Origin of the sequence: Paramesorhizobium endophyticum (assembly GCF_014640615.1) — a bacterium.
Classification (GTDB): domain Bacteria; phylum Pseudomonadota; class Alphaproteobacteria; order Rhizobiales; family Rhizobiaceae; genus Paramesorhizobium; species Paramesorhizobium endophyticum.
Window position 1 is genome coordinate 33102 of the sequence record NZ_BMHH01000016.1, and the last position, 13736, is coordinate 46837.

Genomic DNA, 13736 nt, shown 5'->3' on the forward strand with positions numbered 1-13736 from the left:
CCGCGTGCTCTCTGCTAAGCAGGTGCGGAAAAGTGCGAAGCGTTTTCCGATGCCGGGCAAGGAATGCGCGGCGCGGTGAACGGCAGATTCACGGACGAGGACAAGAGACTGAATTCGCAGTCGGAACCATGCGCGCCAATGCGCCAGACGAGACGATTGTTGCCGCCGGGGACCCTTGTTCCCGGCATCTATATGCTCGCCTTTTTGTCCGGCTGCCAGGCGCTTGATCTCAGCAAGGAGGATGCCGCGCTAGGGCCCTCCGCCAATCCGATCACGGTCGACACCGTCACGCGCAACGACCGGCTGGCCAAGATCGGCGCCGAGCAGCATCCGCGCATCCTCGCCACCTATGGCGGCCAGTATAACGATCCGAAGCTGGAGCGCATGGTCGCCAAGATCGTGGGCAATTTGTCGACGGTTTCGGACAACCCGAACCAGGCCTACCGCATCACGATCCTGAACTCGCCCAACATCAACGCCTTCGCCCTGCCGGGCGGGTGGGTCTATGTCACGCGCGGGCTTCTGGGGCTCGCCAACGATTCGGCGGAGGTTGCCGCCGTCATCGCGCATGAGATGGCGCATGTCACGTCCAATCATGGCGTCGAGCGCCAGCAGAAGGAGGCGGAAGCCGCCATTGCGGGGCGCGTCGTCTCCGAGGTGCTGCAGGACGACATGGCGGGGCGCGAGGCGCTGCTGCGCGGCAAGTTGCGGCTCGCGCAATTCTCGCGCAATCAGGAACTGCAGGCCGATGCGGTCGGCATCAAATCCATCGGCGAGGCGGGCTACGACCCCTTCGCTTCTGCCCGGTTTCTGCAATCCATGGAAGCCTATCAGAGCTTCCGCTCCGTTTCCGGCGCGACCGATGCCAGCCTCGACTTCCTGGCCTCGCACCCGGCGACGCCGCAGCGCGTCGAGCTTGCAATGGGGCATGCGCGCCGGATTGGCGCGCCCGGGGTCGGCACGACGGACCGCGACGCCTTTCTCAACGGCATAGACGGGCTGCTCTACGGCGATACGCCTGATGAAGGCTATGTGCGCGGGCGCACCTTCGTGCATCCCAAGCTCGGCGTCGCCTTCACCGTGCCCGATGGTTTCACCATCGACAATTCGGCGGATGCGGTCATGGCCACCGGTCCGGGCGAGGTCGCGGTGCGGTTCGACGGCGCGCAACTTGCCGCCGGGTCGAGCCTCACCGACTATATCAAGAGCGGCTGGGTGTCCGGTCTCGACGAATCGACCGTCCGCGCGACCACGCTGAACGGCCTGCCCGCCGCAACCGCCAAGGCCAGCGCCGACCGCTGGCAGTTCGACATCGTCGTCATCAGCGCCGGGGGGAAGGTCTATCGCTTCCTGACCGCCGCGCCCAAGGGCAGCGCGGCCCTCGTGCCGACCTCGCAGGCGGTCACAAGTAGCTTCAAGCTGCTGACGCCGGCCGAGAAAGAGGCGGTGAAGCCGCTTCGGATTCGGGTCGTGACGGTGAAGCCGGGCGAAACTATCGGCACTCTAGCAGGCAGGATGCAGGGGACCGACCGCAAGCTCGATCTCTTCCGCCTACTCAATGCCATTCCGCCGGGCGGGACGGTTTCTGTGGGCGACCGGGTTAAGATAATCAGCGAGTAGAGGTTAGGCCTGATAGGCCGAAAGCTCGTGTTTGTTCAAAAGCGCGGTTTTGAGCTTTTCCAGCGCGCGGCTTTCGATCTGGCGCACGCGCTCCTTCGAAATGCCGAGGCGTTCACCCAGGGCTTCCAGCGTCACGCCCTCATCCTCCAGGCGGCGCGTGCGGATGATATGGAGCTCGCGCTCGCTGAGCACGGAAAGCGCCTGCCGGAGCCATGAGGAACGGCGTTCCGAATCGATCGTCTCCTCGGCGATCTCATCGGGCAACGGGTTGTCGTCCATGAGGAAATCTATGCCTTCGGCATTGCCGCTCTCGTCGCCGGCGATCGGCGCGCTCAGCGAGGTGTCGGGGCCGGAAAACCGCGAATCCATCATCTCCACATCGGCTATGGGGACGCCGAGGCGGGCGGAAATACGGCTGTAGATATCCGCCGGGGAAAGCTCCTCGCCGCCATGGGCCAGCCGCGCGCGCAACCGTCGCAGGTTGAAGAAGAGCGCCTTCTGGGCCGAGCTCGTGCCGCCGCGCACGATGGACCAGTTGCGGAGGATATAATCCTGCATGGCGGCGCGCACCCACCATGTCGCATAGGTGGAGAACCGCACCTCGCGTTCCGGATCGAAGCGAAGCGCCGCCTCGAGCAATCCGACATATCCTTCCTGGATCAGGTCGCTCATCGGGAGGTTGAACTTGCGAAACCGCGCGGCCATGGCGATCACCAGCCGCATATGGGCGCAGGTAATGCGCTGCAGCGCCTCCTGGTCCCGGCTTTCCTTCCAGCGGACGGCAAGCTCCCTTTCCTCGTCGCGCCCGAGATAGGGCGCGGCCATGGCTCTGCGCATCATCGACTGGTCGAGGGAAACCATCCGGGATTGCCCGGAGAGGGGGGAACGGCTTTCGGCAAGCTGCTGCATGAAACGTTCTCCTGAACGCATTTGGCTGAGGCTCTGATGCGCTTGTACTGAAACAGAAGGCTTGGTCCAAACGCGCGAATAACCGTATGGTTCCAGCCGCCGCTCTCCTGACGTCACTGCAATGAAGAGGTGCGGAAAACAAAAACGGCAGCCCAGGGCTGCCGTTCGATATATGGATATGAGGGGGCGAATTATTCGCCGGCGGACTCGGCGGCAGCAGCGGCGGCCTTGGCGGCGGCTTCTTCCTCGGCCTGCTTGGCCAGAGCGATACGCTCCTGAGCTTTCTTGCCCGGAACAGCCTTTTCCGGGTTGCTGCGGGCCGGGCGCTTGGCAAGGCCGGCCTGGTCGAGGAAGCGCAGCACGCGGTCGGTCGGCTGTGCGCCGTGGGAGAGCCAATGCTTCACGCGGTCGGCGTCGATGGTGATGCGCTCGGCATCCTTCGGCAGCGTCGGGTTCCAGGCGCCGATCTTTTCGATGAAGCGGCCATCGCGCGGGGCGCGCACGTCGGCGATGACGATGTGGTAGTAAGGACGCTTCTTCGAGCCCGCGCGGGCCAGACGGATTTTCAACGACATTTCATTCTCCTGTTCGTTTGTTTAGCGGCCGTTCGCATTTGTTTTCCGCATAGTCTTGTCCGAAAAGTCTATCAACTTTTCGGGATTATGCGGGCGGCAGCGGTGTTTTCGTGATGCCTGATCACTTCCTTGATGATGAAGTTCAGGAACTTCTCGGCGAAATCGGGGTCGAGGCTCGCGTCTTGAGCCAGACGGCGCAGCCGCTCGACCTGGGTTTTCTCCCGCGCAGGATCTGCGGGGGGGAGATTATGCTCGGCCTTCAACACGCCCACCGCCTTGGTGCAACGGAAGCGCTCGGCGAGCATATGGATGAGCGCAGCGTCGATATTGTCGATCGAGGCGCGCAAGGCGGCGAGTTCGGCGGGCACTGTCTTGTCGTTCATGGCCGTCACTTCTTCTTCGGCAGGCCGGGAAGGCCGCTCAGTCCAGCACCTCGGCCACCCAGGCCCGGCAACTTCGGTCCGCCAAGACCGGGGAGGCCGCCGCCGGGCAGGCCCGGAAAGCCGCCGCCCTTGGTGAGGCCCGCCGCTTCCGCCTGCTTGGCGAGCGCTTCAAGCTGCTTGGGGTCCATATTCGAAAGGTCGGGCATTCCGCCCATGCCGCCCATGCCGCCAAGGCCCATCTTGCCGGCAAGGCCGCCCATCATCTGCTTCATGATGCCGCCCTTGCCCTTGCCGCCCATGGCTTTCATCATGTCGGCCATCTGGCGGTGCATCTTCAGCAGCTTGTTGATGTCGGCGGCGCTGGTGCCGGAGCCCTTGGCGATGCGCTGCTTGCGGCTGTGCTTCAAGATGTCCGGGTTGGTGCGCTCCGCCGCCGTCATCGAGCCGATGATGGCGAGCTGCCGCTTGAACAGCGAATCGTCGAGCCCCGCGGCGGCGACCTGATCCTTCATCTTGGCCATGCCGGGCATCATGCCCATGATGCCGCCCATGCCGCCCAATTTCTGCATCTGGCGCAGCTGGTCGGCAAGGTCGTTCAGGTCGAACTTGCCCGACTGCATCTTCTTCGCCATCGCCGCCGCCTGTTCGGCGTCGATGTTTTCGGCGGCCTTCTCGACCAGCGAGACGATGTCGCCCATGCCGAGGATGCGGTCGGCGATGCGGCGTGGGTAGAATTCCTCCAGCGCATCCATCTTTTCGCCGGTGCCGATGAGCTTGATAGGCTTGCCGGTGACGGCGCGCATGGAGAGGGCCGCGCCGCCGCGCCCGTCCCCGTCCATGCGGGTGAGCACGATGCCTGATATGCCGACGCGCTCGTCGAAGGAACGGGCGAGGTTGACGGCGTCCTGGCCGGTCAGGCTGTCCGCGACGAGCAGGATTTCATGCGGATTGGCCGTCTTCCTGATGTCGGCCATCTCGACCATCAGGGGCTCGTCGATATGGGTGCGGCCGGCGGTGTCGAGGATAACCACATCATGCGCGCCGAGCTTTGCCGCCTGCACGGCGCGCGCCGCAATCTCCACCGGCGACTGGCCGTTTATTATGGGCAGCGTGTCGATGCCTGTCTGGATGCCGAGCTGGCGCAGCTGCTCCTGCGCGGCGGGCCTGCGCGTATCGAGCGAGGCCATCAGCACCTTTTTCTTCTGCCGCTCGGAAAGGCGCTTGGCGATCTTGCCCGTGGTGGTGGTCTTGCCGGAGCCCTGCAGGCCAACCATCATGATGACAACAGGGGCGGAGGCGTTGAGGTCAATCGTGACGCCTTCGGCGCCCAGCATCTCGACCAGCTCGTCATGGACGATCTTGACGACCATCTGGCCGGGCTTGATGCTTTTGAGGATCGCCGCGCCGACGGCCTTTTCGCGGACGCGGTCGGTGAAGGAACGCACCACGTCGAGCGCGACGTCAGCCTCGATCAGCGCGCGGCGCACTTCACGCAGCGCCGCCGAAACGTCCTGCTCGGACAGGGCGCCGCGGCCGGTGAGGCCGTTCAATATCGCGCCCAAGCGCTCCTGTAGCGTTTCAAACATCCGTTTTCCCTTTTACCTTCGCGAATTATCGCACAAGGTAGGCTATTCCCCGCAAAAGCCCAAGGGCCTGAACCAGCCCAAAGCAGAACGGCACCCGAGGGCGCATTGCGCTGTCGGGTGTGGACCTCCGGGATCTGTTTACACCAAATGGGTCCCGGTCGGCTGCTCGAGTCTTGGGCTCGTCGCGGAGTTCTCGCGCTTAAAAAGCAAAATGAACGAAAAGTCAATTGTTTCGGTGACAGAACATGGGCCATGCGAAGTGTTGCGCGAAAACCGCTAGGCGGCAAAAGCTTGAGAATGGGGCCGTTTCCGGCTCCATCCGCTGCCCGTTCCGGCTTGGATTGCGCAATTTCCTCGTGTATTTCCCGCTTTCAGCCGGACTTGAAGCAACAGAATCGACCAATCGAGGAGAATATGATGGCACGCTTGTTCCGCAAGGGCAGCATGGGCTTGGGTTTAGCTGGGCTTTTGACCGCTTTCATGGCGCCGGTTGCCGCTGCTCAGGCAGCGCAATGCGGAAACACCGCCGCGGGCTATCCGGCCTGGGTGCAGCAGTTCAAGCAGGAAGCGGCGGCGCAGGGCGTCAGCCGCAATGCGCTGGGTGCGCTCGACGGCACGCAATACGCCACCAAGACGATCTATGCCGACCGTAACCAGAAGAGCTTCAAGCTTTCGCTCGACGAGTTCATGAGGAAACGGGGCGCGGATACGATCGTCAATCGCGGGCGGAAGCTGAAGCAGCAGAACGCCGCCCTCTTCGCCAGCATCGAAAAGCGCTATGGCGTACCCGCCGGGCCGCTGATCGCGATCTGGGGCATGGAAACCGGCTTCGGCGCCTTCATGGGCAACCAGAACACGCTTTCCGCCGTGGCGACGCTCGCCTATGACTGCCGCCGCTCCGATTACTTCACCAACCAGCTCTATGCGGCGCTGAAGCTCATCGACCGGGGCGATTTAAGCCCCTCGGCGGTCGGCGCGGCGCATGGCGAGATCGGCCAGACGCAGTTCCTGCCCGCCAATGTGCTCAAATTCGGCGTTGATGGCGACGGCAGCGGCCATATCGACATGGCGCGTTCCAAGGCCGATGCCCTTGCATCGACGGCGAATTTCCTCGTTGGCCATGGCTGGCAGCGCGGCGCAGGCTACCAGCCGGGCGAGCCCAATTTCACCGCTCTCCAGGGCTGGAACGACGCCAGCGTCTACCAACGGGCGATTGCGATCATCGGGAAGAAGATCGACGGGTAGATAAATAACAGGTCAGCCTCATAAGTTCGGCGGGACGCAGCAGCGCGGTCCCGCCAACGCTTCTTACATAATCTCCCGGCTCACCAGCACGTATACCCCCCATCAGCCAGCACGATCGACCCCGTCAGCAGGCTCGCAGCATCCGATGCAAGGAAATGCACGACCGAGGCGATCTCATCCGGCTGGCCGACGCGGCCCATCGGGGTCATCTCCAGCCATGTCTTGTACATGTCCGGATTCTCCTTGATTCCGAAGGCGGTGAGCGGCGTTTCGATATAGGTTGGCGCGACGGCATTGACGCGCACGCCGCGGGCGGCCCATTCGGCGGCGAGCGACTTGGTCAAATGATGCACCGCCGCCTTGGAGGCATTGTAGAAGGCTTGCGGCTGCGGCTTGTTGACGATGAAGCCAGACATCGAGCCGATATTGACGATCGCACCCTTGCCCTGACCAAGCATTTGCCGCCCGAAGGCGCGGCAGCACCAGAACAGGCCATCGACATTCACATCCATATGGAAGCGCCAATGCTCGTCGGTCGTGTCCTCGGCGCGCACATCGCTCACCGCCACACCGGCATTGTTGACCAGAATATCGACGCGGCCATGCTGCTTGACGACATCAGCGGCGACCGCGTCCACATCCCCGGACTTCGTCACGTCAAGCGTCACGCCATGCGCCTTCAGCCCGAGCTTCTGCAATTCCGCGATGCTCGCCTCCACGCGGTCGGGCAGCATTTCGGCGACGATGACGGTCGCGCCCGCCTCTCCCAGCGCCCGCGCGCAGGCCGCGCCGATGCCCTGCCCGCCTCCGGTCACCACCGCCACGCGTCCGTCGAGTTTCAGCTTGTCCATATACATGTCGTCTGCTCTTTCATTCCATGAAGACTGTTGCAGCCGGCCTTGGGATACCGGCATCATTTCCACGCAATTCCGGGCAGAATTGCTTTGCTCACAGCGCCGCTCCGTTTTCTCCGAAGCGGTGCATCTTGCTTGCATCCGGCGTGAGGAACACCTCTTCGCCATGCCGGATGGTGAATTCGCCAGGCGCGCGCGCCGTCACCGTGCCGACCTCGCCAGCATCGACATGCACGAACGTATCGGAGCCCAGATGCTCGACCACGGTGACCTTGCCGCCCCACGCGCCGTCCGTCTTCGACACGCCGATATGCTCCGGCCTCACCCCGAGCGTCACCGCATTCTCCTTCGCCGCCGCCGCGCCTTTCAGCAGGTTCATCTTCGGCGAGCCGATGAAGCCTGCGACGAACAGGTTTTTTGGGTTGTGGTAGAGCTCGAGCGGCGAGCCCACCTGCTCGATCCGCCCCGCATTCAGCACCACGATCTTGTCGGCCATGGTCATGGCTTCCACCTGGTCGTGGGTGACGTAGATCATGGTGGTCTTGAGCTGATGGTGCAGTTCGCTGATCTCCAGCCGCATGTTGACGCGCAGCGCGGCGTCGAGATTGGAGAGCGGCTCGTCGAACAGGAACGCCTTGGGCTGGCGCACGATGGCCCGCCCGATCGCCACGCGCTGCCGCTGGCCGCCCGAAAGCTGGCGCGGCTTGCGGTCGAGATAGTCGGTGAGGTTCAACACCTTCGCGGCGCCGCGCACCTTTTCATCGATGGTGGCCTTCTCCTCCCCCGCCATCTTCAACGGGAAGGCGATGTTGCCGTAGACGCTCATATGCGGATAAAGCGCGTAGGACTGGAACACCATGGAAAGCCCGCGCTTGGCCGGGGCCTCGCGCGTGACATCCGTGCCATCGATGCGGATCGTGCCGCTGGTCACGTCCTCCAGCCCGGCGATGATGCGCAGCAGCGTCGATTTCCCGCAGCCCGAAGGCCCGACGAACACCACGAACTCCCCGTCGGCGATTTCCAGATCGATCTGCGGAATCACATTCGTATTGCCGAAGGATTTCGAGACCTTTTCGAGTGTTATGCTTCCCATGAAACCCTCCCTTTATTTTACAGCGCCAAACGTCAAACCGCGCACCAATTGCCGCTGCGAGAACCAGCCGAGCACGAGGATCGGCGCGATGGCGAGCGTCGAAGCGGCTGATAGCTTGGCCCAGAACAGCCCCTCCGGGCTCGAATAGGAGGCGATGAAGGCGCTGAGCGGCGCGGCGTTGGCGGCGGAAAGGTTCAGCGTCCAGAACGCCTCGTTCCACGCCAGTATGATGTTGAGCAGCAGCGTCGAGGCGATGCCCGGCACCGCCATCGGCGTCAGCACATGGACGATCTCTTTCATGAGCGACGCGCCATCCATGCGCGCGGCTTCCAGTATCTCGCCCGGTATTTCCTTGAAATAGGTGTAGAGCATCCAGACGATGATCGGCAGGTTGATCATGGTCAGCACGATGACAAGGCCGAGCCGCGTATCGAGCAGCCCCCAATCACGGAAGACGAGATAGATCGGCACCAGCACGCCCACCGGCGGCAGCATCTTGGTGGAGAGCATCCACATCAGGATGTCCTTGGTGCGCTTGGTCGGCGAGAAAGCCATCGCCCAGGCGGCGGGAATGGCGATTGCAAGGCCGATCAGCGTCGAGCCGAAGGAGACGATCACCGAGTTCATCACATGCTTGAAATAGTCGGAGCGGCTCTGCACCTCGGCATAGGAATGCAGCGTCCAGTCGAAGAACAGAAAATGCGGCGGCGAGGCGATGGCCTCGCCCTCCGTCTTGAAGCTGGTCAGCACCGTCCAGAGGATCGGGAAGAAGATCACGAAGCCGACGACCCAGCCGATGACGGTGAAGACAATCTTGCGGCGGGGGGATATTGCGCGGGCCATGGGTCACGCCTCCAGATTCTTGCCGATGAGGCGGATGAGGAAGATGGCGACGATATTGGCGAGCACCACCGCCACGATGCCGCCCGCGGACGCCCCGCCCACATCGAACTGCAACAGCGCCTGCGCATAGACGAGATAGGTGATGTTGGTGCTCGCATTGCCCGGCCCGCCATTGGTGGTGACGAGGATTTCGGCGAAGACACTGAGCAGGAAGATCGTCTCGATCAGCACCACCACCGTCATGGCGCGGGAGAGATGCGGCAGCACGATATAGATGAAGCGCGAGACCGGCCCTGCCCCATCCATCTCCGCAGCCTCTTTCTGCTCCTCATCGAGCGATTGCAGCGCGGTCAAGAGGATGAGCGTGGCGAAGGGCAGCCATTGCCAGGCGACAATCATCGTCACCGAAAATAGCGGCCAATTGTTGAGCCAGTCCACCGGCTGCAAGCCCAGCGCCCGCGCGATCTCAGCGAAGATGCCATAGACCGGGTGCATCAGCATGTTCTTCCAGACGAGCGCCGAAACGGTCGGCATGACGAAGAACGGCGCGATGACAAGCAGCCGCACGATGCCCTGCCCGAAGAATGGCTGGTCGAGCAGCAGCGCCAGCAGCGTCCCGCCGACGATGGTGATAAGCAGGACTCCGCCCACCAGCAGCAGCGTGTTGATAAGCGCCGTGCCGAAAGCCGGATCGGTGAGGAAATAGGTATAATTGAGCGTCCCCGCCCATTCCTCCATCCCCGGCATCAGCAGATTATACCGCAGGAACGAGAAATAGAGTGTCATGACCAGCGGCACGATCATCCACAGGAAGAGCAGGACGACGGCCGGTGTCATCATCAGGCGCGCGGCGGACCGCGTTTGCAGCGTTGCCATGGGTGTGGTCCCATTCTTTTCAGCAAAACAAAACGGTGGACTGACGGGCTTCCACCAAGCGCCCTCGTCCTTCGAGGCTCGCTCTCCACTGACCATTCGCCAAGCTCACGGTCAGTGGAGAGCGAGCACCTCAGGATGAGGGCTACTGGGGCGCTGCGGCCCTTCACCCTCATGGTGAGGTGTGAATGGAGCGCAGCGGAATAAGCCTCGAACCACGAGGGTGAAGGGCCGCAGCGCTCCAGCTTCAGCTACTTAATATACCCGCCCTTCGTCATCTCGCGCTCGCTCAGCTGCTGCGAATTCTTCAGCGCCTGGTCGACCGTGACCTGCCCCGCGAGCGCCGCCGAGAATTGCTGGCCGACCGCCGTGCCAAGTCCCTGGAACTCGGGAATGGCGACGAACTGCACGCCAACATAAGGCACCGGCTTCACCGTCGGCTTGGTCGGATCGGCGGCGTTGATCGATTCGAGCGTCATCTTGGCAAAGGGCGCGACCTTCAAATAGTCCGCGTTCCCATAGAGCGAGGTCCGGGTGCCGGGAGGCACGTTGAGCCAGCCATCCTTGGACGCGACGAGGTTGAGATAATCCTTGCTCGTCGCCCAGTTGATGAATTTCTCCGCCGCTTCGGTTTTCTGCGAACCCGACGGGATCGCCAGCGTCCACGCCCACAGCCAGTTGCCCCGCTTGCCCAGGCCCTTGTCCGGGGCGAGCGCGAAGGCAACCTTGTCCGCGACTTTCGATTCCTTGGGGTCGCTCACGAAGGACGCCGCCACGGTCGCGTCGATCCACATGGCGCATTTGCCGGTCTGGAACAGCGCCAGATTCTCATTAAAGCCGTTGGAGGAGGCTCCCGGAGGGCCGGCATCCTTCATCAGATTGACGTAATAATCGAGCGTCGCCTTCCATTCCGGCTGGTCGAATTGAGGCTTCCAGTTTTCATCGAACCAGCGCGCGCCGAAGGAATTGGACATGGCGGTGAGCAGCGCCATGTTCTCGCCCCAGCCCGCCTTGCCGCGCAAGCAGATGCCGTACTGCTCTTTGCTCTTGTCGGTCAGCTTGCGGGCGGCTTCGCCCACGAAATCCCAGGTCGGCGCATCGGGCATCTTCAGCCCCGCCGCATCGAACAGATCCTTGCGATACATGACGAACGAGCTCTCGCCATAGAACGGCGCGGCATAGAGCTTGCCATCCTGCGTCAGGCCGCCGCGAATGTGGGGCAGGATATCGTCGGCGTCGTAATTTTTGTCCGCCACCAGCTTGTCGAGCGGCAGAAGCCAGCCCTGCTTGGCCCAAATCGGCACTTCGTAGGTGCCGATGGTCATGATGTCGTACTGGCCGCCCTTGGTGGCGATGTCGGTGGTGACGCGCTGGCGCAGCACATTCTCCTCCAGCACCACCCATTGCAGGTCGATGCCGGGGTTCTTCGCCTTGAAGTCGTCGCTGAGCTTCTGCATGCGCACCATGTCGCCATTGTTGACCGTGGCGATCGTCAGCGTCTCGGCCTTGGCGAAGCCTGCCATCGCAATAACCGAACAGGCTCCCAGCATCAGGGATTTCAATCTCATGTGTCCCTCCCAAAACAGTAGAGAATTGTGCGCCCCGAGGCGGAGCGCACCAGGGCATTTGCCCTCGATATGAGCAATTACTCATTAAATGGCGAAAACTGTCAAGCCCCATTCGTCGCGGCAATGCAGCATAAAAGTCTGGCTTATTCCCTCAGAAGCGCCTCGGCCGTCGCCTCGTCGGTGATGAGCCCGTTCACGAGCCTGCCCTTCACCGCAGCCGCAATAGCCGGCTGTTTTTTCCGGCCCTTGGCGATGGCGATGACGAGCGCCTCGCTGCCGCCTGGAATGGGCGCGCTGGCGACGCGCTCATTGGTCAGCCCTTCGATGAGGCGCCCCTCGCCGTCGAACGTCCAGCCGAGAATTTCCCCCACCCCGCCCGCCTTGCGCAGCGCCTTCAGCTCATCTTCCGTGACGAACCCGTCGACATAGAGTGGCGCGTCGTCGCCAAGCTCGCCGATGCCGAGGAAGGTCACATCCGCCTTCGCCCCCAGTTCCAGCGCGGCGCAGATCATCGGCTGCGCGTGGAGCAGCGCGCGCTCCTCCCGCGAGGAGGCAATGACCGGCACGGGCATCGGGAAGCTGCGCGCCTGGATCGAATCGGCGATGTTGAAGATGACGTTGTAGAACGCCGCCGACCCGTCAGGCGCTATGCTACCCGCCAGCGACACGATCCGGTGCTGCGGGCATTGCATGGGCGACAATTGCTCGATGGCCGCCTTCAGCGTGCGCCCGGTGCCGATTGCCATAACGATGGGACTGGCCGATTTCAGCCACCGCGCCATCTCCTCCGCCCCCGCTTCCGCCACGCCCAGCGTGGTGGAGGAGGAAGCCGGATCGGTCGGGACCACCTCGGCGAAACGAAGGCCGAAGCGCTGTTTCAATCGCGAAGCAAGGTCGAGGCAATTGGCGATGGGATGCTCCAGCCGCACCTTGACCAGCCCCTCGGTGACGGCGAGCGACACCAGCCGCTGCGCCGACTGGCGCGAAACGCCCAGCTTCGCGGCGATCTCGTCCTGCGTGTTGCCGGCGATGTAATAAAGCCATCCCGCGCGCGCCGCGTCGTCGAGCTTGGTATTGTTGTTGTCGCGTCGTGAGCTCACAGGCTTCCTCTCCAGCTATAGCGCCGGAAGATGCGACAGGCCGATGACGGACGCAACTCCCCTTGCCTCACGCCCTCCTTCCCCCCTTGCGGGGAAGGGTGCCGCGTAATCTTGACTTCCACCCCCATCTTTTGTTTCCTCCTCCCATGACGTTCCACCCCCAGATGAAGAGCAAGGTCGAAGGCGTGTCCATCGTGGACGGCCTTCGCTGGCGCGCGTGGAATGGCGTCCTTGCCGATGTCTGGTCCGTGATGTGCGCCGAGGGCGCAAGCGGGGAATATGTCTCCCGCGCGCCGCGCCTGTTCGTCGTGCTGGACAATCAGGGCGTTGGCCGCTTCGCGCTGCGCCAGAGCGAGCGGCAGCAGCCCGTGCCGAAAAGCGCCGCGCCCTACCGGATGAGCTATATCCCCGCGGGAATGCCGATCTGGAGCGAGGCGGAGAACACCGGCTTCCTGCGCCATCTCGACCTGCATTTCGACATCGACACGCTGTCCCGCCGCTTTGCAGGCGCGCTCGACATGGAAAAGCTGGAAATCCCGCGCCTCATGTTTTCCGACGAGCGCATCGCGGCCCTGGCCAGCCTCATCGCCGCCGAATGCCTGACCGGCGGCCCGCTGCATGATCTCTACGGTGATGGGCTGGTGACGGCGCTCTTCGCCGATTTGTTCAAGATCGGGCCGAAGCCGGAGCGCAAACGCAGCCAGCTTTCGCCGCGCCAGCTACGCCGGGTGATCGATTTCATCGAGGAGAACTGCCTGCGCTCCATCCGGCTGAGGGAATTGGCCGATCTCGCCGGCCTGTCGGAAACCCATTTCAGCCACGCCTTCAAGGCTTCCACGGGCCTGCCGCCGCATCAATGGCAGATGCAGGCGCGCATCCGCAAGGCCTGCGAACTGATGAACCGCTCGGCCCTTTCGCTCACCGCAATCGCCTCGGCCACCGGCTTTTCCGACCAGGCCCATTTCACCCGCGTTTTCAAGCGTTGCCTCGGCGTCACACCGGCTGTCTGGCTGCAATCCCGCAAAGGATAAGCCCAAATCCATTCAACGAATCGCAAAAAGCGACAATCCATGCAAGGATTCTTGAG

General features: G+C 63.0%; 13 protein-coding genes. 3 read left to right on the forward strand and 10 right to left on the reverse strand.

Going from position 1 to position 13736, the window contains the following annotated elements:
* Positions 1–138 precede the first annotated feature (138 nt).
* On the forward strand, positions 139–1620 hold the full coding sequence (locus tag IEX53_RS17155) for a M48 family metalloprotease (protein WP_188825414.1): 1482 nt from the start codon (positions 139–141) through the stop codon (positions 1618–1620).
* 3 nt (positions 1621–1623) lie between these two features.
* Here IEX53_RS17155 and IEX53_RS17160 read toward each other — a convergent pair whose 3' ends face one another.
* The 4 genes from IEX53_RS17160 to ffh all read right to left on the reverse strand — a co-directional run bounded on the left by IEX53_RS17160 (position 1624) and on the right by ffh (position 5073).
* Positions 1624–2481 (reverse strand): RNA polymerase factor sigma-32, encoded by an 858-nt coding sequence (locus tag IEX53_RS17160; RefSeq protein WP_236016251.1) that lies wholly within the window; start codon positions 2479–2481, stop codon positions 1624–1626.
* 239 nt (positions 2482–2720) lie between these two features.
* Positions 2721–3104 (reverse strand): 30S ribosomal protein S16, encoded by a 384-nt coding sequence (gene rpsP, locus IEX53_RS17165; RefSeq protein ID WP_188825415.1) that lies wholly within the window; start codon positions 3102–3104, stop codon positions 2721–2723.
* Positions 3105–3175: 71 nt separating this feature from the next.
* Positions 3176–3487: a chorismate mutase gene (locus tag IEX53_RS17170; protein ID WP_188825416.1), complete on the reverse strand. Its 312-nt coding sequence runs from the start codon at positions 3485–3487 to the stop codon at positions 3176–3178.
* 5 nt (positions 3488–3492) lie between these two features.
* Positions 3493–5073, reverse strand: a complete 1581-nt coding sequence (gene ffh / locus IEX53_RS17175) for a signal recognition particle protein (RefSeq protein WP_188825417.1) — start codon at positions 5071–5073, stop codon at positions 3493–3495.
* Positions 5074–5517: 444 nt separating this feature from the next.
* Here ffh and IEX53_RS17180 point away from each other — a divergent pair, with 444 nt between their 5' ends.
* Positions 5518–6318: a lytic murein transglycosylase gene (locus tag IEX53_RS17180; RefSeq protein WP_188825484.1), complete on the forward strand. Its 801-nt coding sequence runs from the start codon at positions 5518–5520 to the stop codon at positions 6316–6318.
* An 80-nt stretch (positions 6319–6398) separates the two neighbouring features.
* Here the strand turns inward: IEX53_RS17180 and IEX53_RS17185 are convergent, their stop codons facing one another.
* The 6 genes from IEX53_RS17185 to IEX53_RS17210 all read right to left on the reverse strand — a co-directional run bounded on the left by IEX53_RS17185 (position 6399) and on the right by IEX53_RS17210 (position 12649).
* Positions 6399–7175: an SDR family NAD(P)-dependent oxidoreductase gene (locus IEX53_RS17185; protein WP_188825418.1), complete on the reverse strand. Its 777-nt coding sequence runs from the start codon at positions 7173–7175 to the stop codon at positions 6399–6401.
* A gap of 91 nt (positions 7176–7266) precedes the next feature.
* On the reverse strand, positions 7267–8265 hold the full coding sequence (locus tag IEX53_RS17190; protein ID WP_188825419.1) for an ABC transporter ATP-binding protein: 999 nt from the start codon (positions 8263–8265) through the stop codon (positions 7267–7269).
* A gap of 12 nt (positions 8266–8277) precedes the next feature.
* Positions 8278–9108 (reverse strand): carbohydrate ABC transporter permease, encoded by an 831-nt coding sequence (locus tag IEX53_RS17195; protein ID WP_188825420.1) that lies wholly within the window; start codon positions 9106–9108, stop codon positions 8278–8280.
* Positions 9109–9111: 3 nt separating this feature from the next.
* Entirely contained in the window at positions 9112–9984 is an 873-nt protein-coding gene (locus IEX53_RS17200; protein WP_188825421.1) for a carbohydrate ABC transporter permease, read from the reverse strand.
* A 248-nt stretch (positions 9985–10232) separates the two neighbouring features.
* Positions 10233–11549 (reverse strand): ABC transporter substrate-binding protein, encoded by a 1317-nt coding sequence (locus tag IEX53_RS17205; RefSeq protein WP_188825422.1) that lies wholly within the window; start codon positions 11547–11549, stop codon positions 10233–10235.
* A gap of 143 nt (positions 11550–11692) precedes the next feature.
* A complete protein-coding gene (locus tag IEX53_RS17210) occupies positions 11693–12649 on the reverse strand; it encodes a sugar-binding transcriptional regulator (protein WP_188825423.1) in 957 nt (318 codons plus the stop codon).
* 146 nt (positions 12650–12795) lie between these two features.
* Here IEX53_RS17210 and IEX53_RS17215 point away from each other — a divergent pair, with 146 nt between their 5' ends.
* Positions 12796–13680 carry a helix-turn-helix domain-containing protein gene (locus tag IEX53_RS17215; RefSeq protein WP_188825424.1) on the forward strand — a complete coding sequence of 295 codons (885 nt, stop codon included), beginning with the start codon at positions 12796–12798 and terminating at the stop codon, positions 13678–13680.
* Positions 13681–13736: the final 56 nt, after the last annotated feature.

Excerpts from the sequence above, each read along its gene's own strand:
- IEX53_RS17155 (WP_188825414.1), top strand. The coding sequence starts at position 139 with ATGCGCCAGACGAGACGATTGTTGCCGCCGGGGACCCTTGTTCCCGGC.
- IEX53_RS17160 (WP_236016251.1), bottom strand. The coding sequence starts at position 2,481 with ATGGTTTCCCTCGACCAGTCGATGATGCGCAGAGCCATGGCCGCGCCC.
- rpsP (WP_188825415.1), bottom strand. The coding sequence starts at position 3,104 with ATGTCGTTGAAAATCCGTCTGGCCCGCGCGGGCTCGAAGAAGCGTCCT.
- IEX53_RS17170 (WP_188825416.1), bottom strand. The coding sequence starts at position 3,487 with ATGAACGACAAGACAGTGCCCGCCGAACTCGCCGCCTTGCGCGCCTCG.
- ffh (WP_188825417.1), bottom strand. The coding sequence starts at position 5,073 with ATGTTTGAAACGCTACAGGAGCGCTTGGGCGCGATATTGAACGGCCTC.
- IEX53_RS17180 (WP_188825484.1), top strand. The coding sequence starts at position 5,518 with ATGGGCTTGGGTTTAGCTGGGCTTTTGACCGCTTTCATGGCGCCGGTT.
- IEX53_RS17185 (WP_188825418.1), bottom strand. The coding sequence starts at position 7,175 with ATGTATATGGACAAGCTGAAACTCGACGGACGCGTGGCGGTGGTGACC.
- IEX53_RS17190 (WP_188825419.1), bottom strand. The coding sequence starts at position 8,265 with ATGGGAAGCATAACACTCGAAAAGGTCTCGAAATCCTTCGGCAATACG.
- IEX53_RS17195 (WP_188825420.1), bottom strand. The coding sequence starts at position 9,108 with ATGGCCCGCGCAATATCCCCCCGCCGCAAGATTGTCTTCACCGTCATC.
- IEX53_RS17200 (WP_188825421.1), bottom strand. The coding sequence starts at position 9,984 with ATGGCAACGCTGCAAACGCGGTCCGCCGCGCGCCTGATGATGACACCG.
- IEX53_RS17205 (WP_188825422.1), bottom strand. The coding sequence starts at position 11,549 with ATGAGATTGAAATCCCTGATGCTGGGAGCCTGTTCGGTTATTGCGATG.
- IEX53_RS17215 (WP_188825424.1), top strand. The coding sequence starts at position 12,796 with ATGACGTTCCACCCCCAGATGAAGAGCAAGGTCGAAGGCGTGTCCATC.